The sequence below is a fragment of the Liquorilactobacillus capillatus DSM 19910 genome (genome assembly GCF_001434915.1).
Taxonomy (GTDB): Bacteria; Bacillota; Bacilli; order Lactobacillales; family Lactobacillaceae; genus Liquorilactobacillus; species Liquorilactobacillus capillatus.
This window is the reverse complement of record NZ_AZEF01000020.1, coordinates 15,945-35,468: the sequence shown is the minus strand read 5'-3', so window position 1 is coordinate 35,468 and position 19,524 is coordinate 15,945. Positions and strand designations below refer to the sequence as shown.

17 protein-coding genes are annotated in these 19,524 nt (G+C 38.4%); 10 read left to right on the top strand and 7 right to left on the bottom strand.

The window, feature by feature from the left end; genetic code table 11:
* The first annotated feature begins 91 nt into the window (after positions 1–91).
* Entirely contained in the window at positions 92–988 is an 897-nt protein-coding gene (locus FC81_RS04665) for a LysR family transcriptional regulator (RefSeq protein ID WP_057743529.1), read from the top strand.
* A 157-nt stretch (positions 989–1,145) separates the two neighbouring features.
* Here the strand turns inward: FC81_RS04665 and FC81_RS04660 are convergent, their stop codons facing one another.
* Complete coding sequence (locus tag FC81_RS04660; RefSeq protein ID WP_057743527.1) at positions 1,146–1,856, bottom strand: glucosamine-6-phosphate deaminase; 711 nt, start codon at positions 1,854–1,856, stop codon at positions 1,146–1,148.
* A 518-nt stretch (positions 1,857–2,374) separates the two neighbouring features.
* Here FC81_RS04660 and FC81_RS04655 point away from each other — a divergent pair.
* The 7 genes from FC81_RS04655 to FC81_RS04625 all read left to right on the top strand — a co-directional run bounded on the left by FC81_RS04655 (position 2,375) and on the right by FC81_RS04625 (position 8,986).
* Positions 2,375–3,535 carry a 2-isopropylmalate synthase gene (locus tag FC81_RS04655; protein ID WP_057743523.1) on the top strand — a complete coding sequence of 387 codons (1,161 nt, stop codon included), beginning with the start codon at positions 2,375–2,377 and terminating at the stop codon, positions 3,533–3,535.
* Between the two features lie 26 nt (positions 3,536–3,561).
* Positions 3,562–4,611, top strand: coding sequence for a 3-isopropylmalate dehydrogenase (gene leuB, locus FC81_RS04650; RefSeq protein WP_057743521.1), 1,050 nt, complete (start codon positions 3,562–3,564; stop codon positions 4,609–4,611).
* 5 nt (positions 4,612–4,616) lie between these two features.
* Positions 4,617–5,993 carry a 3-isopropylmalate dehydratase large subunit gene (leuC, locus tag FC81_RS04645; protein WP_057743518.1) on the top strand — a complete coding sequence of 459 codons (1,377 nt, stop codon included), beginning with the start codon at positions 4,617–4,619 and terminating at the stop codon, positions 5,991–5,993.
* The gene (leuD, locus tag FC81_RS04640) at positions 5,994–6,578 is read left to right on the top strand and encodes a 3-isopropylmalate dehydratase small subunit (protein WP_057743516.1); all 585 of its coding nucleotides are present in this window, start codon (positions 5,994–5,996) and stop codon (positions 6,576–6,578) included. It begins immediately after the preceding gene.
* A 15-nt stretch (positions 6,579–6,593) separates the two neighbouring features.
* Positions 6,594–7,946, top strand: coding sequence for an MFS transporter (locus FC81_RS04635; protein ID WP_057743513.1), 1,353 nt, complete (start codon positions 6,594–6,596; stop codon positions 7,944–7,946).
* Between the two features lie 136 nt (positions 7,947–8,082).
* Positions 8,083–8,685 carry a GNAT family N-acetyltransferase gene (locus tag FC81_RS04630; protein WP_338041711.1) on the top strand — a complete coding sequence of 201 codons (603 nt, stop codon included), beginning with the start codon at positions 8,083–8,085 and terminating at the stop codon, positions 8,683–8,685.
* A gap of 76 nt (positions 8,686–8,761) precedes the next feature.
* Positions 8,762–8,986 carry a hypothetical protein gene (locus FC81_RS04625; RefSeq protein ID WP_057743509.1) on the top strand — a complete coding sequence of 75 codons (225 nt, stop codon included), beginning with the start codon at positions 8,762–8,764 and terminating at the stop codon, positions 8,984–8,986.
* 148 nt (positions 8,987–9,134) lie between these two features.
* Here the strand turns inward: FC81_RS04625 and FC81_RS04620 are convergent, their stop codons facing one another.
* The 6 genes from FC81_RS04620 to FC81_RS04595 form a co-directional block, all read right to left on the bottom strand.
* The gene (locus tag FC81_RS04620) at positions 9,135–10,109 is read right to left on the bottom strand and encodes a ribose-phosphate diphosphokinase (protein WP_057743507.1); all 975 of its coding nucleotides are present in this window, start codon (positions 10,107–10,109) and stop codon (positions 9,135–9,137) included.
* 90 nt (positions 10,110–10,199) lie between these two features.
* Positions 10,200–11,597: a bifunctional UDP-N-acetylglucosamine diphosphorylase/glucosamine-1-phosphate N-acetyltransferase GlmU gene (gene glmU, locus FC81_RS04615; protein WP_057743504.1), complete on the bottom strand. Its 1,398-nt coding sequence runs from the start codon at positions 11,595–11,597 to the stop codon at positions 10,200–10,202.
* A 219-nt stretch (positions 11,598–11,816) separates the two neighbouring features.
* Positions 11,817–12,650 carry a pur operon repressor gene (gene purR, locus FC81_RS04610; RefSeq protein ID WP_057743501.1) on the bottom strand — a complete coding sequence of 278 codons (834 nt, stop codon included), beginning with the start codon at positions 12,648–12,650 and terminating at the stop codon, positions 11,817–11,819.
* 404 nt (positions 12,651–13,054) lie between these two features.
* The gene (locus FC81_RS04605; protein ID WP_057743498.1) at positions 13,055–14,098 is read right to left on the bottom strand and encodes a PTS sugar transporter subunit IIC; all 1,044 of its coding nucleotides are present in this window, start codon (positions 14,096–14,098) and stop codon (positions 13,055–13,057) included.
* 14 nt (positions 14,099–14,112) lie between these two features.
* Complete coding sequence (locus tag FC81_RS04600) at positions 14,113–15,099, bottom strand: D-2-hydroxyacid dehydrogenase (protein WP_057743496.1); 987 nt, start codon at positions 15,097–15,099, stop codon at positions 14,113–14,115.
* Between the two features lie 21 nt (positions 15,100–15,120).
* On the bottom strand, positions 15,121–16,299 hold the full coding sequence (locus FC81_RS04595) for an aminotransferase class I/II-fold pyridoxal phosphate-dependent enzyme (protein ID WP_057743493.1): 1,179 nt from the start codon (positions 16,297–16,299) through the stop codon (positions 15,121–15,123).
* Positions 16,300–16,819: 520 nt separating this feature from the next.
* Between FC81_RS04595 and FC81_RS04590 the strand changes: the two genes are divergently transcribed.
* The gene (locus FC81_RS04590) at positions 16,820–18,058 is read left to right on the top strand and encodes an argininosuccinate synthase (protein ID WP_057743491.1); all 1,239 of its coding nucleotides are present in this window, start codon (positions 16,820–16,822) and stop codon (positions 18,056–18,058) included.
* Positions 18,058–19,440 (top strand): argininosuccinate lyase, encoded by a 1,383-nt coding sequence (gene argH / locus FC81_RS04585; RefSeq protein ID WP_057743488.1) that lies wholly within the window; start codon positions 18,058–18,060, stop codon positions 19,438–19,440. The genes FC81_RS04590 and argH overlap by 1 nt, the downstream gene beginning before the upstream one ends.
* The last annotated feature ends 84 nt before the right edge of the window (positions 19,441–19,524 follow it).

Below are 19,524 nucleotides of genomic sequence, written 5' to 3'. Positions count from 1 at the left end.
AAGCAACAAAAAAAGCATACCGGACTTGATTTTTCCGGTATGCATCTTTATTTTAGTATCATTTATTCTCACTGCCCTCAGGAGGAACTCTATGAAGATTCACGATTTAACCTACTTTTCTAAATTAGTATCATTAAAAAACTTCACCGCCGTTGCAGATTATTTTTCCGTCAGTCAACCGACAATTACAATGGCTATTAAACGTCTAGAAGATGAATTTGAAACAACCTTGATCCAGCGCGACCAGTCTCATCAATCACTCTTGATCACAGCCAGTGGTGAACAGCTTTTAAAACATGCTAACCGTATCTTGAATGAGGTTACCTTAACTAATTTTGATATGATCGCTTTGCACAAAGAGCAGATCCGTTTTGGTTTACCACCAATTATCGGTAATTACTTTTTCCCCCGAGCAGCTTCTCGACTAGCACAAGTCGACTTACTCACTCAGCTGTCCGTGACTGAAACAGGATCTGGTGAATTGTTAGCAGCTCTTGAGAGTGGCAAACTTGACCTCGCCCTGCTTGGTTCCACTCATTCACTCAACAATACTGCCTTAAGTGCGACTCTTTTAGCTAAACATCACTTTAAAATAATCGTCAGTCCTCAGTCTCACTTGGCTTCTTTTCAAAAGATCTCGTTGCAGGACCTCCGTGACGAAAAATTCATTATGCAGACCGAAGATTTCGTTCATCCGACCGCCTTTGGAGCATTAAATAAAGTTTCATCCATTGATCCCAAGATTATCTATAAAACAGGGGACATCACCTTACTTAAAAAAATGGTTCATGAAAATATTGGAATTAGTTTTCTAACTGAGACAGCTATTATTCCACAGGATAATTTAATCAGCTTGGAACTAACTGACCCTTTTCAACCTGAATTTCTGATTTCACTGGTTTTTCGGCAGTCACAGCTATTATCTCCAACCCAGAAAAAAATTATTAAAACTCTAACCCAAACATTGAGTACTTTTCCGCTTTCCTAAAATTAATTAATTAATAATATGGGCCAAAAGGCAGTATACTTATGCTTGAACGTTCAAAGGGGTTTGGAGAATGCATTATTCCTTTTATTTTTTGTTCGAACACAAGCTACTGGCTTTTAGCCCATATTAAAGATTTATTAGATTTTCATCTAGTTAGTCACTTATTTAATTTTTCTGCTGCTGCTTCATCTAAAATAACTGTTACATCAGGATGCTTCTGCAAGACACTAGCCGGACACTGTTCTGAAACTGGTCCTTCAAGCATATCTTTCACAGCTTGTGCTTTAGCCGCTCCAAAAGCTTCTAAAATAATCTTCTTAGACTTCAAGATTGAACCTATCCCCATTGAATAAGCATAGCGTGGAACTTCATCTTTATTCTTAAAGAAGCGAGCGTTAGCATCAATCGTTGATGCCATAAGTTCTACTTTATGCGTTTTTAAAGTAAATGATGTCCCAGGTTCATTAAAACCAATATGACCATTCCGACCTATTCCCAACAACTGAAGATCAAGTGGATGTTCGGCAAGAAGCGCATCATAACGTGCAATCTCACTCTGTTCATCTACAGCTTGTCCATTGGGTAAGTATGAATGTTTAAACGGCTTAAACTGGAATAAATTCTTCTGCATATAGTAGTTATAGCTTTGCGGGTGGTCTGTAGCTAGACCAACATATTCATCCAGATTAACAGATACACTGTTAGAAAAATCCAAATCACTAGCTACGATTGCTCTATAAGTACTAAGCGGCGTACTTCCTGTCGCTAATCCAAAAGCCACATTAGACTTCTTAGCTAGTTCATTTTCAAAAAATGTGTAGGCGGTTTGTCCGCCCTGTTTCTCATCCTTAACAATAATAATTTTCATCATATTGTGCCTCCATTTAATGGTATAGCCCTATTGTAAATGGACTATACCAAGTATACAAGTAAAAAGACTCGTTCTTGTATACTTCAACACGGAGATCAAAGAAATATTTCTTAATAAATTCTATCATCTTTGTAAGCGTTTGTAAATATTTAAAAGCGTATTTAAGTTTTTTATACTTAACCAGCTTTGAAAAACGTTAATTTTAATTATTAAAATAATAATAATGGTCAAAAATGAAATAATTCTAAAAAAATGATTGACATGGAATTAAAAATAAGTTAGATTGGTAATCAAATAAAGAAAGGAGTCCTCGAGATGGTTTACGAATACAATACAACTACAACAATTGAATTCGCCCTACTACTATAACGGAGGACTCTGACAAAAAATGTCGAGTCCTGTTTAGCGTTACGGGAATGGGGCTCGAACCAAAAAATGGTTAGCGTCTCATTCTTAATGAATGAGGCGCTTTTTTATATTCAAACATCACATACAACTTACTGGGAGGTTATTTTATGACAAAAAAAATTCAATTTTTCGATACTACATTACGAGATGGTGAACAAACTATTGGTGTTAACTTTTCAATTGAAGACAAAATCGAATTGGCTCAGCAATTTGAAAGTTGGGGCGTCGATGTAATCGAAGCAGGTTTCCCCGTTGCTTCTAAAAATGACTTTGAAGCAGTTGAACGTATTGGTAAAGAAATTACCAAAACAAATGTTATCGGCTTGGCACGTTGTGTAAAAAAAGATATTGATGCAGTTACAGCTGCCTTAAAGGATGCTCCTACAGGGCAAATACATGTTTTCATCGCAACAAGTCCGATCCACCGCGAAGCAAAATTGCATATGACTCAAGAAGAAGTACTTGAAGCAATTCATCATTTTGTCAGCTATGCTAAAAAAAGCTTCACTAATGTTGAATTTTCACCAGAAGATGCAACTAGAACTGAATGGGATTTCTTAGTCAAGGCAATTAGAACAGCTATACATGCTGGAGCAACTGTTATCAACATACCTGATACGACTGGTTACACTAATCCCCACGAATTTGCCGCTTTGTTTGACTATATGCGCGCAAACATCCCTGAATTCGATGATGTTATTTTCTCTGTCCACTGCCACAATGACTTAGGTATGGCAACAGCAAATGCCTTAGCATCTATTCAACACGGCGCAACAAGAATAGAAGGAACTATCAATGGTATTGGTGAACGTGCTGGAAACACTGCTTTAGAAGAAGTTGCTGCTGCAATGCATGTCCGCAAGGACTACTACAAAGCCGAAAACAACATTGATCTTAAGCAGACATTCAAAACAGCCACAATGGTCAGTGAAAAAACTAAAATGCCTATTCCAAGCAATAAAGCTGTTACTGGTTCAAATGCCTATTCACACGAATCTGGCATTCATCAAGATGGTTTTTTAAAAAATCATGCGACTTATGAAATTTTGACACCACAAACTGTTGGCATAGATCATGCATCAATTCCGTTAGGAAAATTATCTGGGTCTCACGCTGTGGCGGTTAAATTAAGTGACATGGGGTATCAGGTCTCTAAAGAGGATATGCGGCGTATTTTTCCTATTTTTAAGTCGGTTGCTGACAATCAACAGCTGGTTTCCGATGAAGATTTGATCAAAATTATGCAAAAAAGTAAAGTAGCACAATAATTTTTTACCAAGAAAGGTGTGCAGTAATGTCTAAGAAAGTAATTGCAATTCTCCGTGGAGACTACATTGGCCCAGAAATAATGGAAGCTGGCTTAAAAGTCTTGGATGCGGCAAGTAAAGACTCAAGCTTCCAATACGAAACGATTGATTATCCCTTCGGTGGTGCAGCTATTGATCAGTATAGCGAGCCTTTGCCCCAACAAACAATCGCTGGTTGCAAAAAAGCAGATGCAATCTTACTGAGTGCGATTGGCGGTCCTAAATGGGATACTGCCAAAAAGCGGCCTGAAAAGGGGCTTTTAGAAATCAGGAATGCATTAGGACTTTTCTCAAACATTCGCCCAACTAAAGTTGACCCTAACCTATCTCATTTCTCCCCTGTGAAACAAGAGATTCTTAACGAAACAGATTTTGTTATCGTCCGCGAGTTGACCAGCGGTATTTATTTTGGAACACCGCGCGAGCAAAATGAAGAAAAAGCACTAGATACAACGACTTACACTGCACAGGAAGTCAAGCGTATTTTAAAAATTGGCTTTGAGATGAGCATGCATCGCCGCAAACACGTCACTATCGTTGATAAAGCAAATGTTCTGGCTACTTCAAAGCTTTGGCGTCAAGTCACTGAAGAATTCAAAAAAAGCTATCCTGAAGTGACAGTTGATTACAACTATGTCGATGCCGCAGCAATGAAAATCATCACACAACCGACAGCCTTTGATGTCATAATCACTGCTAATCTATTTGGTGATATCTTGAGTGACGAAGCTTCGGTTCTGACAGGATCTTTAGGCACAATTCCATCCATGAGTGCTGGAACAGATGGCCCCAATCTTTATGAACCGATTCACGGATCTGCACCAGACATCGCTGGTAAAGGGATCGCAGATCCAATCTCAATGATTCAAAGCATTGAAATGATGCTGCGTGAATCATTTAATGAAACTCTCCTTGCCGACAAAATAGCAGCCGCTGTCCAAAAAACAATTGAAGACAAAATAATCACGCCTGATCTGGGTGGAACTGCCACAACACAAGAAGTTACAGCTAATATTGTGAAGAACCTGAAAGGATGAACAAAATGGGAAAGACATTATTTGATAAACTCTGGGAGAAACATGTTATCACGGGTAAGCCTGGAGAACCGCAATTGATTTATATTGACTTGCACTTAGTTCACGAGGTTACATCTCCCCAAGCATTTGAAGGGTTGCGCGTGAACCACCGTCGCGTTCGACGCCCTGAAAGAACTTTTGCAACGATGGATCATAACGTTCCTACTAAGGATATCTTCAATATCCAAGACACCATTTCACTTAAGCAGATTGAAACACTCAAAACAAATTGTGACGAATTTGGGATCCGCTTGGCAGAAATAGGATCTGCAGATCAAGGCATCGTTCACGTTATCGGTCCGCAATTAGGCTTGACCCAACCCGGTCAAACTGTTGTCTGTGGTGACTCACATACGGCGACCCACGGTGCTTTTGGCTCAATTGCTTTTGGAATTGGTACATCAGAAGTTGAACATGTCTTAGCTACTCAGTCGATCTGGCAATTAAAGCCAAAAACAATGGGTATTCACTTGCATGGCAAACTACAAGCTGGAGTTTCCGCTAAAGATATTATTATGGCATTGATCGCAACCTACGGTGTTGATTTTGGTACAGGCTACGCTCTTGAATTTTATGGAGACACCGTTGACCGTCTCTCGATGGAAAATCGAATGTCTATCTGTAATATGGCGATTGAAGGCGGAGCAAAAATGGGCATGATGAAACCTGATCAAACTACTTTTGAATACATTAAGGGCCGCAAGTATGCCCCTAAAAAAATGGAAGAAGCTATAAAATATTGGCAACAATTTTATACCGACAGCCCCGCTGATTATGACAAAGTCTTAGAGTTTGATGTTAGCAATCTAGCCCCTTATATTTCTTGGGGCACCAACCCTTCGATGTCTGTGCCTATCTCTAGCAAATTACCTGACATTGCAGACATGAATTTTCAACGTGCCTATGACTACATGGATCTTAAACCTCATATGGCAGCAAGTGCGATCCCGATTCAATGGATCTTTATCGGATCTTGTACTAATGGACGCTTAGCTGATTTACAAGAAGCTGCACGTGTCTTGAAGGGCCATCATCTCGCTAAAAACGTAACAGCCTGGATCGTTCCAGGTTCAAGAACCGTAAAAAATGAGGCTGAAAAACTTGGCCTTGACAAAATTTTCAAAGAAGCTGGCTGTGAATGGCGTGATCCTGGCTGTTCCGCGTGTTTGGCCATGAACCCTGACAAAATTCCCGCTGGCATTCATTGTGCCTCAACAACTAATCGAAACTTTGAAGGACGTCAAGGGAAAGATGCCCGCACACATTTAGCAAGTCCAGCAATGGTCGCAGCTGCCGGTATTCACGGACATTTCATTGATATTAGACAGAAAGAGGTAATTTAAATGGAAGCTATCACCATACATGAAGGAACAACAATTCCCTTAATGAATAACAATATCGATACAGATCAGATCATCCCAAAACAATTTCTGAAAAATATCTTAAAGATCGGTTACGGAAAACATCTCTTTCATGATTGGCGCTTTCTGGATGACGGTCGACCTGATCCCAAATTCATCTTAAACCATCCGGAAAGACAAGGTGCAACAATCTTGATCAGCGGTGAAAATTTTGGTTGTGGTTCTTCGCGTGAACATGCTGCATGGGCTTTGAAGGACTGGGGATTCAAAATTATTATTGCCGGCAGTTATAGTGATATTTTTTTTATGAACTGTACTAAAAATGGTGTTCTTCCAATCATCCTACCTCTTGAAGCTCGTAAAAAAATGGCTTCTATCTCGTCAAAAGAGACGATAACGGTCAATTTACCACAACAATTTGTAGAATGCCAAGATGAAAAATATCACTTTGCCATTGATTCAACTTGGAAACAAAAGTTCATCAATGGTACTGATGATATCGATATCACTTTGAACTACTCTGATAAAATCACTGAATTTGAAGATTCGCTGCCCTCATTTTCCTAAGGAAGTGACTCATTAATGGATAATACTAGCACTGTCTCCCAAAATAATTTTAATCAAACAATTGAAAAAAGCTTACATGTCAGAATGGACAAGATCCAACCGACAAAAACATTCTATAAGATCTTCACTTTAGTTTCAGCTGGGATGTTTCTTGATGCCATTGATGTTTATCTCGCCAGTGGTGTCAGCAGCTACTTATTGAAAGATGGCTGGTCTACACTCTCATTAAATTCAGCTTTTCTTTCGGTCGGTTTTTTTGGACTTTTTCTTGGTTCTGTTTTTGCAGGTCTGATTGGTGATTTATTTGGGCGTAAAAGAGCTTATCAGCTCAACCTGCTAATCTTTGGTACGTTTACGCTATTAGGATCTTTCGCTCCCAACATGCCTTTTCTAATCATTTGCCGCCTTATTTCAAGTATCGGTTTAGGTACTGAAATAGTTACAGGTTATGCAATGATCAACGAATTTGCACCTATCAAATCTCGCGGCAAATGGTGTGCGCTGACTTCTTTCGTCGCAAATTGCGGCGCTCCGATAACAATGCTGCTGTGTACGCTAATAATTCCACGGTTTTCTTGGCGTGCAATGTTCGTTATCTCAGGTGTGCTTGCTTTGATCCTGTGGTACTTCAGACGTAATCTGCCTGAATCGCCGCGATGGTACATAGCACATCAGAAATACCATGACGCTCAAAAAGTTATTTCAAGTATTGAAGATGAGATGAAAGCTGAAAAAACAGCTCCGGCAGCCAATATTGCAACGAATACTGCTGAACAAAATTCAGTAGCATCAGATAAGCACTTTATTCGAAACCTTCTTGTGGCAACTTTTGCAGTTTCAGCTACTATCGTATGTCAGTATACCTTTACTTCATGGGTGCCGACACTCCTTGTCAAACAAGGTATTAATGTTGTTTCTTCATTGGGTTTCACCACCGTCATGTTGCTGGGAGCTCCGTTTGGTGCTTTTATTGGTGCTTTAGCTGTCGATCGCATTGGAAGAAAACCAACCATTGTTTCCGCGTTCACTTTTGCGGCAATTTTAGGTATCTTATATGGTCATCAAACTCATCCACTGTTGGTCATGCTCTTTGGTTTTTTACTTACATCATGTTTTTATATTTTGATGGCATCTGTTGTGGGAGTTTATGTTTCGGAACTTTTCTCAACAAAGTACCGTTTTCGTGGTGCTGGCATTGCCAATGGTATTTCAAAACTGATTACTGTCGGTATGCCTTTCGTTGTTTCGTGGTTGATCACAATTTCTAATCCTTCCATGATTTTTATCTTAATAAGTCTTTTTGCGCTGATTGCTGGCGTGATCGTTCTTTTCTTTGGCCCTGAAACTAATAATAAAATACTAGAGTAATTTACTAAAACAATGAAAATTGCAAAAAGATTTGTGGTAAAATGTTGGTTTAGACACACGCTTTTTGCTTTTTTGTTATAAGCAGCATATTATTATTAAAAGCTCCCTTACCCAATCAACAGTTAGGAATGATTAGATGTCTAAAATGAAAGATCTACAAATTAATTTTCGTCAAGCTCAGGAAAAAGATATCACGCAAATGCTAGCTATTTATGCTCCTTATGTTGAAGAAACAGCTATTACTTTTGAGTACAAAGTACCTACAATTGATGAGTTTACGCGTAGGGTTAACGAAATCTCAACACGATATCCTTATCTTATTGCTGAACAGCAAAATACCTTGCTAGGTTACGCCTACTTATCGCCATTTCATCCCAGAGCAGCCTATGCTTGGTCAGCTGAAATTTCAATTTACCTAAAAACCAACTGTAGACATCATGGTTTAGGACGCCGCTTCTACACACTCCTAGAAAAGATAGCCAAGCAGCAAAACATTATGAACCTAAATGCCTGTATCGGAGTTCCGCAAAAACAAGATCCTTATCTACCACTAGACAGCATTAAATTTCACGAACATATGGATTTTATAAAGGTAGGGCACTTCCATAATTGTGGCTATAAATTCGCTACTTGGTATGACATGATTTGGATGGAAAAACAATTAGGCACACACTTCACTAATGTGAAGCCTGTAATCCCGTTCCCCAAGTTAAGCAATAAAACCCTCGATATACTTTAAGCGGAAAAATAAGTAATTAACTTAATCAGTGTTAGACTTAAGGTGATAGTTAAAACTATTCAAGGAGTGATTTTCTATGAGTGAAAATGTATTGTTCAACCCAGGGCAAGCTATTTCTAGTACCTTTGATTTTAATGAAGCCTATGTCTCAGCCCAGATTTATCAGAAAAAGCGTAATAAACCTTTACTTGTCGTGCAAGAAGAAGATGGTAAGTTATATTGTGTTTTTGACAAAGCCGCTGCTGAACAAGAAACTACTTCTCAGTCTAAACAGTATCGAATTATCAAACAGTTAGACTAATAATGTAATTTATCAGACAGTACTGCAAAACTACATCTAAAAAGGAGTTAAGCCAAAATATAATTTGACTTAACTCCTTTTTTTAATTACTACCAAAATGTTCTTCCTCACTTAGAGCAAACTAACCTTGTTCTAAGCCAACTACTATTTACTCACGGTGAAAACGATTCTTAAATAACGGACTAACAGATTTATTTTCATGAATACGTTTAATTGCATCACCGATTAACGGACCAACAGAAACTTGCAACAATTTATCAATCCGTTTTTCTTCAGGCAACTTGATCGAATCAGTAACCACCAATCGTTCAATTGGTGAGTTCTCAATTCTTTCAATTGCTGGACCTGATAATACGGGATGTGTTGCACATGCATAGACCTCAGTTGCACCGGCATCTTTTAACGCCTGAGCAGCTAGTGTTATCGTTCCAGCCGTATCAATCATATCATCGATTAAAATACATTTTTTACCATCAACTGACCCAATGATATTCATAACTTCAGCAACATTAGCTTTAGGTCGTCTCTTGTCTATGATTGCAATTGGTGCCTTTAAAAACTCAGCTAATTTACGTGCACGGGTCACACCACCATGATCTGGTGACACAACGACAGCATCCTTTTCAAGCCCATTATTAAGGAAATAATCTGCCAGCAGCGGTGCTCCCATCAAATGATCCACTGGAATATCGAAAAAGCCCTGAATTTGAACAGCATGTAAATCTAATGCAACGACACGGCTTGCACCGGCTTTTACTATCATATCTGCGACTAGTTTTGCAGTAATTGGTTCGCGTGGGCGAGCTTTACGATCTTGACGCGCATAACCATAATAAGGAATAACAACGTTAATTGTTGATGCACTTGCACGTCTTAAAGCATCGATCATAATCAATAGTTCCATTAGATTATCATTTACAGGTGCTGAAGTCGACTGTATAATGAAAATCTCATCTCCACGAATACTTTCTTCAATATTGATCCTTATCTCACCATCACTAAAACGATCAACCGAAGTTTTTCCTAACTTAACACCCACAGCCTCAGCAATTTTTTCAGCTAAGGGTTTATTTGAATTCAAAGCAAATATTTTGAGCTTTGGATCAGCATAATATCCAGACATGACAGCCTCCATAATTTATATTTATCTATAGCTAATACTATTCATTTTTAGGACTAAAATCAAGATTATTAGTGATTATCTTTTGTCAATTTAATTTTTTTCACCTTTTTGAGCTGTTTCGGCACACGGGTACTTATCATAATAGCCCTTTTTATTAACTTGTCTCCCCCTGGCGATAGCCATATCATGCGGTGAAACATCATTTGTTATGGTTGAGCCTGCGGCAATATACGCATGATCAGCTATTTGCAAAGGCGCGATCATATTTGAGGCACTTCCAATAAAGGATTCATCGCCAACGGTCGTGTGATGCTTGTTCTTACCATCGTAGTTAACAAAAACACAGCCACACCCTACATTAATATCTTTTCCTAAAGTAGCATCACCTACATATGTCAGATGACCTACCTTGGTATTTTCACCAATCGTTGCTTTTTTTATTTCTACAAAATTTCCAATATGGACTTTTTTACCAATTTCAGCAGCTGGACGCAGATGACTATACGGTCCAATATTACTTTCATCCTGCATCTGGGCCTGTGAAAGCGTTGAAGCAGTAACAGTAACTCCATTATGAATAACACTATCACAAATGTCTGAATGTGCCCCGATTACACAGTCCTCACCAATTACCGTCTTTCCTCTTAGGAGAACTCCCGGTTCAATAATCGTATCACTACCGATTTTAACATCATCATCTATATACGTTGTCGCAGGATCAATCAAAGTTACCCCATTACGCATATGTTTTTCATTAATTCGTTGGCGCATTAATTTAGTAGCTGCAGCTAACGCTACCCGGTCGTTAACACCCATCGATTCAGAAAAATCTTTCATTTTATATGCGGCAACTATTTCATGCTGCTTTTTAAAAATTTCCATGACATCAGTTAAATAATATTCGCCTTGAACATTATTATTATTTATTTTATGCAGCGCATCAAATAAAGCTTCATTGTCAAAACAATAAACACCAGTATTTATCTCATTGATAGCAGCTTCTTCTTTAGTTGCATCTTTTTGTTCAACGATCTTTTCAACAATTCCTAAATCGTTACGTACGATCCGACCATACCCAAAAGGATTCTTAGCCGTTGCTGTCAAGACAGTCGCAACAGCGCCTTTTTGTTGGTGGTATTCAAATAATTCATTAAATGTCTGTGCTGTAAATAAGGGTGTATCGCCGCATGCGATCAGCGTTATTCCCTTTTTTTCTCCGAGTATTTTCTCTGTTTGAAGCACAGCATGGCCTGTTCCCAATTGTTCTTTTTGTAAAGCATATTCAGTCCGCTTACCTAACGTTTCTTCGACTTTTTGTGCTCCATGACCGACAACGGTTACGATTTCATCCATTTTACTTTGCTCAATCTGTGTTAATACATGTTCAACCATCGTTTTCCCACAGACCTTGTGTAGAACTTTATATAGTTTTGACTTCATTCTTGTTCCTTGTCCAGCAGCAAGAATAACTGCATACTTTGCCGTCATTTCCTAATCTCCTCTAAATTGATATGTTCCTACTACATAATACCGTAGTTGCCTATTAGTGTGCAAGATAGCTCTTGCAACCCCGTGTTCCACAAAAAAACGAGCAGTAAATTAAATATACTTTACGCTCGCCCTTAGCCTCTTGATATTCTTTACTATAATACATCCTTCATTAAAGTACATACCAGCCAACACTTATAGCCCTGGCTAGCTGAAAAATTATTTTTCGCCAAAGACTTTTTCAAGGTAATTCCCTGCACTAACTTTAATCGTCTTATTAAGAGTATTTACCTTATCCACTTTTAATAAGGAAGTGTAGTCGTCAATCATTCTGTGGCCCTCGAATGAAGCTTCCGCAAAGACCGTTATCCCTACTAACTTAGATTCAAATTCTTCAATCATACTCTTCATTCCGTTAACGGTGCCGCCGCCTTTCATAAAATCATCAACGACAAGAACATTAGAACCACGTTTTAAACTTCTTTTTGATAATTCCATTTTCTCAATTCGTTCACTTGAGCCGGAAACATAATTAACTGATACCGTTGAACCTTCTGTTATTTTAGAGTCTCGTCGTAAAATAACAAATGGTACATTTAAATAACTAGAAACACTTTGGGCGATTGGAACGCCCTTTGTTGCAACTGTCATAACGGCATCAATTTGTTTATCCAAGTACTGCCGCGCAATTACCCGCCCAACTTGGCGTAAAACTTCGGGTTTCCCTAAAAGATCGGATAAATAAACATATCCACCTGGTAATAAACGATCTTTCTCAGAAAGTTTCTCTGTCATTGATACAATAAAATCACGCGTCTCCACTTCATTAATTGAAGGAATGTATCGTGCTCCGCCAGCTGCACCCGGAATAGTTTCGAGAATACCAATTCCCCGCGCTTTAAATGTTCGCTTTATAATTGCTAGATCCTCACTAATTGATGATTTGGCAGATTCATACCTTTTAGCAAAAAAGGTTAATGAAATCAAGGCATGAGGCCTTTCGAGTAAATAATGTGTCATATCAATCAAGCGATCACTTCTTCTAGTTTTCAAAAAAATTCCTCCGTAAACTTATTTTTCTATAAAAGACCTGTATAAAATAATCTAAGCATCATTATAAGCCATTTTACGTGATTTGCATAGTAAATTTATTATTATAATAATAATTGTTCGCTTTTAAGCTGGATTAATTAATTTTTTTAAACTTTGGTTAAAAGACATTTATAAATATCTAACATTCGAGGTTTAGGCACAGCGTAATTAGTAAACCAAAGAATACTTTGTCTAATGCTTATCTTTAAAATGTTTTCTATAAAGTACCAGTTTTATATTCCAATATTTTAAATTCAAAGAGTGCCTTCTTCTAAAACTCAACTTAAATAGGCAGCACAATCGCCAAGTTAGCCTGACTTTGTGCTGCCTCAACATTACTTAGATAAATTAAATTTGACACTTATTTAGATCTCTAATAACAGGTCTTGGGGGGCGACCCATTTTAGCCGTTCTATAAAGATGTATTTGGAAATATACGCTAAAATTACCGGCAGGATAACAAATAGAACACATAAAACAACAATGTTAAGTGCCGTTCCTTGCATTGCATGGTATGCGGTTAGCGGACCAATTAAGCCGCTAAATCCAAAGCCAGCACTCATCGGTGTTCCCTTGATTTCAAAAAGAGCTCCTAATAACCCCATTATTCCAGCATTAATCATTAATGGGACAAATAAATGCGGCTTGCGTAGCATATTACCCATTTGTATCTTAGGCGAACCAATAAAATGTGCTAAGGTCGTCCCAATATGATTCACCGAACTGCCATAAACAGCTAACATAAAACTTCCCGCCGTAATTCCAAGATTGGCTGAGCCAGAACTGATCCCCATTAATCCAATAGCCGTCGCAATTCCGACAGAACTTATCGGCGAAACAATTAAGACCGCAAAACTGATTCCCATTAGCGCCCCCATCAATAATGGTTGTAACGCTGTAATATGCGTTATAATAGCACCGATTGAGGTTGCTACTAATTTAACACTAGGCAACAACAGCAAACCTGCTCCACCAGCAATAATAATCACTAGCAGCGGCAAAAGCAAAATTGTATAATTCTTAAAACTATTTCCTACAAACAGAGCTACACCAACTGCTAATGCGATTGTTACTCCAGTATTAATAATATCGCCAGTTCCTTGGAGCAAAAATTGTTTATCACTTTGGGTCATAACGCCGGAACCAATCATCGCAGCGATCGCTACTGCTGAAGTCTGGATCGGGTTAAGCTTAAACTGCATTCCAACACAAAATGCAGCAATTGCAGGTAACAGACTCATCGCGAAGTTAGTCATCATTATAATCTGTGCTGCGGGTGGAAAACTCGCTTGAAGAGCCTGCATCAATTGACCTACAAGGGCTGCAGGCAATAGTGCTACGACCACACCCAAACTAATTCCGTTCAAGATATTCATAGTATATTGTCTACCAGTCACTCTTTTTTTCATTTTTATAACTCCATTCAGGCTACTTGGTGAGGACTATGCTTACCTTTTAGGATAAGCAATACATCATCTAAACTAATATCAACCATATTTTTAACAGCAATGTTGGTATAAAAACCAATGTGGGGTGTAATAATCACATTGTCCATTTCACGCAGCTTCTGTAGTTGTTCACTAGGTAACTCTTGACCTTGCAGATCAACATTGAAGAAATTCTCTTCGCCTGTCAATGTATCCAATGCAGCTCCAGCAATTTTCTTTTGTTCCAGTGCTGTGATCAGCGCATCTGTATCAATAACTGGTCCTCGACACTCATTAACAATAAAAGCTGTCGGCTTCATTAACTCTAACGCTTGTTTATCGATCAAATTATAACTTGTTTCGTTTAAATCAACGTGTAAACAGATAACATCTGACTTGGTCAAAACTGCTTTTTTACTTGTGTAAGTAACGATCTCCTTTAAATCACTTTGTTCCTTCAGGTCGTAAGCCAGCACCTCTGCTCCAAGAGCTTTAAAGAGCTGTGCGGTCGTTCCACCAATTCGACCAGCTCCAATAATACCGACTGTCAAAGAATGAATTTCTTTTGCCTGTAAGCCGTCCCAACGATAATCTTGCTTTGCCATTCTTTTATCAAAGAGTTCAAGGTTGCGAATCAATCTCATCGTATGTGTTAATGCTAATTCGGCCACGGACCGCGGTGAATATGCTGGAACATTAGTTACCTGCATTCCATTTTCTTTTGCAGCAGCCAGGTCGATCATATCATACCCTGCTGTTCGCGTTGTAATTTGCTTCAAACCAGCTTTCTTTAAAATAGGGTAGACACTCGCTTCAACTTTACTTCTTTGTTGAGTAACCAGTCCATCATATCCCTGCACTTTTACGGCGGTACCTTCATGCAGGTCCCATGAAACCATGTCAACTTGAACTTTATTTCTGTGAGCCCATTCTGTGATTGCCTTTTGTTCATCATCACGAACACTCGTCATTAAAATTTTCATTCCAATCGTTCTCCCTTACTTTTAGTTTTGTTTATTTACTTTAACATAGTCTTTAATACGTTCAACTGCTTTTTTTATGTTGTCTATGCTGGCTGCATAACTGATCCGAATATACCCTTCACCACCAGGTCCAAAACTGCTTCCACCTATCACAGCAACTTTAGCTTTAGCCGCTAAATCATAGATAAACTTCTTGTCATCTTGAATTAAACCAGCTGGGATCTTAGCAAACAAGTAAAATGCTCCCTCAGGTTTAGCACAGTCAAAGCCCAACCCTGTCAGTTCATCAACCAAGTAATCTCTTCGGACTTGGTACTTATCACGCATCTTAATCCCATCATCCACTCCATTTTTAAAGGCTTCTTCAGCTGCTGCTTGTGTCATTGTTGAAGTCGTCGTTACAGCAAATTGATGAACTTTACTTAACTCTGCTGTTATTTCTCGTGGTGCACACATCACACCAATTCTCCACCCCGTCATTGCATGCGACTTAGAAACACCATTAATTAGAATAGTCTGTTCGCGTAAACTATTTGTCAGCGAGACATGTTTGTGTTCATACGTTAATTCACTGTAGATTTCATCGCAAATTGCAAAAATCTTTTTACCGCGAATAACTTCCGCCAGTTCATCTAAAGCATCCTGCGAGTACGTAACACCAGTTGGATTAGACGGATAATTTAAAACTACTGCTTTGACTGCCGTACCGTGTTCATCCAGTGCCTGTTTAAGCATCTCTGCTGATAACCTAAAGTTATTTTTAGATGTATCAATAAAAATAGGAGTTGCTTGATTCAAAATTGTAATGGGGATATAAAGCGGAAAAATTGGGGTTGGAATAATAACCTTATCCCCGGGATTCAAAATTGCTGTCAAACTAGTATATATAGCTTCTGTTGCTCCATTAGTAATAATAACTTCATCCTGAGGATCATAAACCTGACCATATTTTTCTTTTAAGAACATGCTTGCCGCTTTACGCAATCCCACAGTCCCAGTCGACGGAGCATAATGCGTCTGGTTTTTCTTAATACTTTCTATTCCAGCAGCTTTAATGTGTTCAGGCGTTGTAAAATCAGGCTCTCCCATTGTAAATTTAATAATATCTGGTATTTGCGAAGTAAAATCATTAAAGGCCAAGATATCTGAAGACTTTAAAAGTTTTAATTCTTTTTTCATACTGTCAGCTAGCGAACCCATACCAAAACTCCCTTTCTTGATTACATAATAAAAGCCCAAAGACTTCCAATCGTCTTTAGGCTTTCATTCTTTCTATCTAAGTTAAAAAGCCGCCAGACTATTGTAACATCTGCGCGGCTTTGTTTGATTTCTAGTCAACAAACAAACTTTTGTTTTCCCCACAGGTGCAAATACGTTTTGCCTCCGTGTTTGCACCTAATCAAGGGATCAACTACAAACACTTGTGAAAAAACCAAAAGTAATAAAGTGTATTCAATTGTTGTTTAAGCCTATTTATCTTTCGCATAATTAAAGACTCCTTAGAATTGAATAAGTTTACTATAACTTAAGCTTTTTAAACTGTCAACACCCAAGAAAAGATTTAATAGAAAAGAAACGTCAATCACTGTATTTATTCAGTAATAAATGAATAAAAAACCATTTTTAACATTTTTTTAGTATATTTAACAAATATTGTTGCATTTTATGAATACACATGTTATTGTTTTATCAATCAAAAAAGTATTTGGAGGTCATATAAATGGCAAATGAAAAAGTAGTTCTCGCGTACTCTGGTGGTTTAGATACTTCTGTAGCAATCTCATGGCTAAAAGACAAGGGCTATGACGTTATTGCCTGCTGTATTGACGTTGGTGAAGGAAAAGACTTAGAAGCAATTAAGCAAAAAGGATTCACTGTGGGTGCTGTTGAATCAATTACAATCGATGCAAAAGAAGAATTTGCACAAAATTATGCTCTAGTTGCACTTCAAGGACATACTTACTATGAAAATAAATATCCACTTGTCTCCGCACTATCACGGCCTCTAATTGTTTCTAAACTAGTTGAAATCGCAAAAAGCTATGGCGCAACGGCCATCGCTCATGGCTGTACTGGAAAAGGTAATGATCAAGTTCGTTTTGAAGTTGGCATTCATGCACTAGCACCGGATATGAAAATTGAAGACCCCATTAGAGATTGGCATTGGTCACGGGAAGAAGAAATTCAGTATGCTCAGGATAATAACATCCCTGTCCCTATTAACAAAAAAAGTCCTTACTCTATTGACGAAAATCTTTGGGGCAGAGCAAATGAATGCGGCATTTTGGAAGATCCATGGGAAAGCGCACCTGAAGACGCCTATGACCGGACTTTAGCTATCGAGGAGACACCTGATACACCAGAAATAATCGAACTCACTTTTGAAAAGGGAGTTCCAACATTTTTAAATGGTGAATATTATTCTTTAGCTGAAATGATTATGAAGCTTGATAAAATTGCTGGAAAACATGGTATTGGAAGAATCGATCATATTGAGAACCGGTTAGTTGGAATCAAATCACGGGAAGTCTACGAATGTCCAGCTGCAACTGTTTTGATCAAAGCCCACAAAGATTTAGAAGATTTGACTAGTGAACGAGGTTTAGCTCATTTCAAACCAGTTATTGAGCAAAAACTAAGTGAAATTATTTATAATGGTCTGTGGTTCTCACCACTTATGCCTGCCTTAATTGCCTTCTTAAAGGAATCACAAAAAGATGTTAATGGTGTGGTTAGAATCAAATTATTTAAAGGGAATGCTATTTGCGAAGGACGGAAATCAGCTAACTCATTGTATGATAAAAATCTTGCCACTTATACTTCTGCTGATGAATTTGATCAAGAAGCTGCTGCTGGTTTCATTAAGTTGTGGGGACTGCCTTCACAGGTGTATGCTCAAGTTCAGGCTAAAAATAAACAAGATGCTCATAAATCTGCAATGAGTGAGGGTGTTGAATAATGAGTACTGATAAATTGTGGGGGGGACGTTTTACAGCTGAAGGTGCACAGTGGATCGACACTTTTGGTGCTTCTATTTCATTTGACCAGTTGATGGCTGACGAAGACTTGGAAGGTTCTCTAGCTCATGTAAAAATGCTGAAAAAGACCAAGATATTACCAGCAACAGATGCTGATCAGATTATTAAGGGCCTTCAGGAACTCCAAACGGAACTAGCTGCCGGGCAGTTAACTTTCTCTATAAAAAATGAGGATATCCATATGAATCTAGAAAGCCTCTTAACTCAAAAAATCGGCCCTGTCGCTGGTAAGTTGCATACTGCACGCAGTCGTAATGATCAAGTTGCAACCGACTTACATCTCTATCTCAAACATCGTTTGCCTGAAGTGCTCACAGCTTTATCACAATTACAGAAAACAATTGTAAAGAAAGCCGAAAAACACATTTACACGATTATGCCCGGCTATACACATCTGCAACATGCGCAACCAATATCATATGGTCATTATCTGATGGCTTATTATCAAATGTTCAAACGTGATATTGAGCGTTTTACATTTAATCAGCAACATACAGACCTCTGTCCATTGGGGGCAGCCGCTCTAGCAGGGACCACTTTTCCAATTGATCGTCAGTTTACCGCTAATGAGCTACAATTCAAAGGACTTTATACTAATTCCCTTGATGCTGTTTCAGATCGAGATTTTGTCCTTGAATTTATCAGTAACTCGTCAATTCTTATGATGCATCTTTCGCGCTTTTGTGAGGAAATCATTTTGTGGTGTTCCTACGAATTCAACTATATTGAACTCAGTGATGAATATTCTACCGGCAGCTCTATTATGCCCCAAAAGAAAAATCCTGATATGGCTGAACTAATACGCGGTAAAAGTGGACGAATATTTGGACATCTACTTGGTTTATTAACCACGCTAAAAGGTTTACCTTTAGCTTACAATAAAGATCTGCAAGAAGACAAAGAGGGATTGTTTGACACTATCAAAACAATTATTCCTAGTTTAAAAATTTTTACAGGTATGTTGGACACACTATCCGTTAATGAAGACAAAATGGAACATGCTACCGAACACGATTTCTCTAATGCTACCGAACTAGCAGATTACCTTGCCAGCAAAGGTCTTCCTTTCCGGCAAGCACATGCAGTTGTTGGTAAGCTCGTCCTCAAGGGCACACAGGACGGTACTAACTTGCAAGATATTCCATTAACTGAATTTAAGAAGATATCACCATTGATTACCGAAGATATCTATGATGATCTCAAGGCTAAAACTGCCGTAACCCGTAGAACATCAGCTGGTGGTACTGGTTTCGACGAAGTCGCCAAACAAGTCCAGGCTGCTAAAGCTGACTTAAAAATTTAAGTATCCCTCATTTTAAATATCATCAGTTTAGGACACCATTATTTACTACTTGGAATTAATCTGACTACTCCAAGTTTCAACTGT

Bases quoted from the DNA above. Each gene is read 5' to 3' on its own strand.
- FC81_RS04625 (WP_057743509.1), top strand. From the start codon at position 8,762: ATGAGTGAAAATGTATTGTTCAACCCAGGGCAAGCTATTTCTAGTACC.
- FC81_RS04620 (WP_057743507.1), bottom strand. From the start codon at position 10,109: ATGTCTGGATATTATGCTGATCCAAAGCTCAAAATATTTGCTTTGAAT.
- FC81_RS04605 (WP_057743498.1), bottom strand. From the start codon at position 14,098: ATGAAAAAAAGAGTGACTGGTAGACAATATACTATGAATATCTTGAAC.
- argH (WP_057743488.1), top strand. From the start codon at position 18,058: ATGAGTACTGATAAATTGTGGGGGGGACGTTTTACAGCTGAAGGTGCA.
- leuB (WP_057743521.1), top strand. From the start codon at position 3,562: ATGTCTAAGAAAGTAATTGCAATTCTCCGTGGAGACTACATTGGCCCA.
- FC81_RS04600 (WP_057743496.1), bottom strand. From the start codon at position 15,099: ATGAAAATTTTAATGACGAGTGTTCGTGATGATGAACAAAAGGCAATC.
- FC81_RS04595 (WP_057743493.1), bottom strand. From the start codon at position 16,299: ATGGGTTCGCTAGCTGACAGTATGAAAAAAGAATTAAAACTTTTAAAG.
- FC81_RS04660 (WP_057743527.1), bottom strand. From the start codon at position 1,856: ATGAAAATTATTATTGTTAAGGATGAGAAACAGGGCGGACAAACCGCC.
- leuC (WP_057743518.1), top strand. From the start codon at position 4,617: ATGGGAAAGACATTATTTGATAAACTCTGGGAGAAACATGTTATCACG.
- FC81_RS04665 (WP_057743529.1), top strand. From the start codon at position 92: ATGAAGATTCACGATTTAACCTACTTTTCTAAATTAGTATCATTAAAA.
- FC81_RS04635 (WP_057743513.1), top strand. From the start codon at position 6,594: ATGGATAATACTAGCACTGTCTCCCAAAATAATTTTAATCAAACAATT.
- FC81_RS04630 (WP_338041711.1), top strand. From the start codon at position 8,083: ATGTCTAAAATGAAAGATCTACAAATTAATTTTCGTCAAGCTCAGGAA.
- FC81_RS04655 (WP_057743523.1), top strand. From the start codon at position 2,375: ATGACAAAAAAAATTCAATTTTTCGATACTACATTACGAGATGGTGAA.
- leuD (WP_057743516.1), top strand. From the start codon at position 5,994: ATGGAAGCTATCACCATACATGAAGGAACAACAATTCCCTTAATGAAT.
- FC81_RS04590 (WP_057743491.1), top strand. From the start codon at position 16,820: ATGGCAAATGAAAAAGTAGTTCTCGCGTACTCTGGTGGTTTAGATACT.
- glmU (WP_057743504.1), bottom strand. From the start codon at position 11,597: ATGACGGCAAAGTATGCAGTTATTCTTGCTGCTGGACAAGGAACAAGA.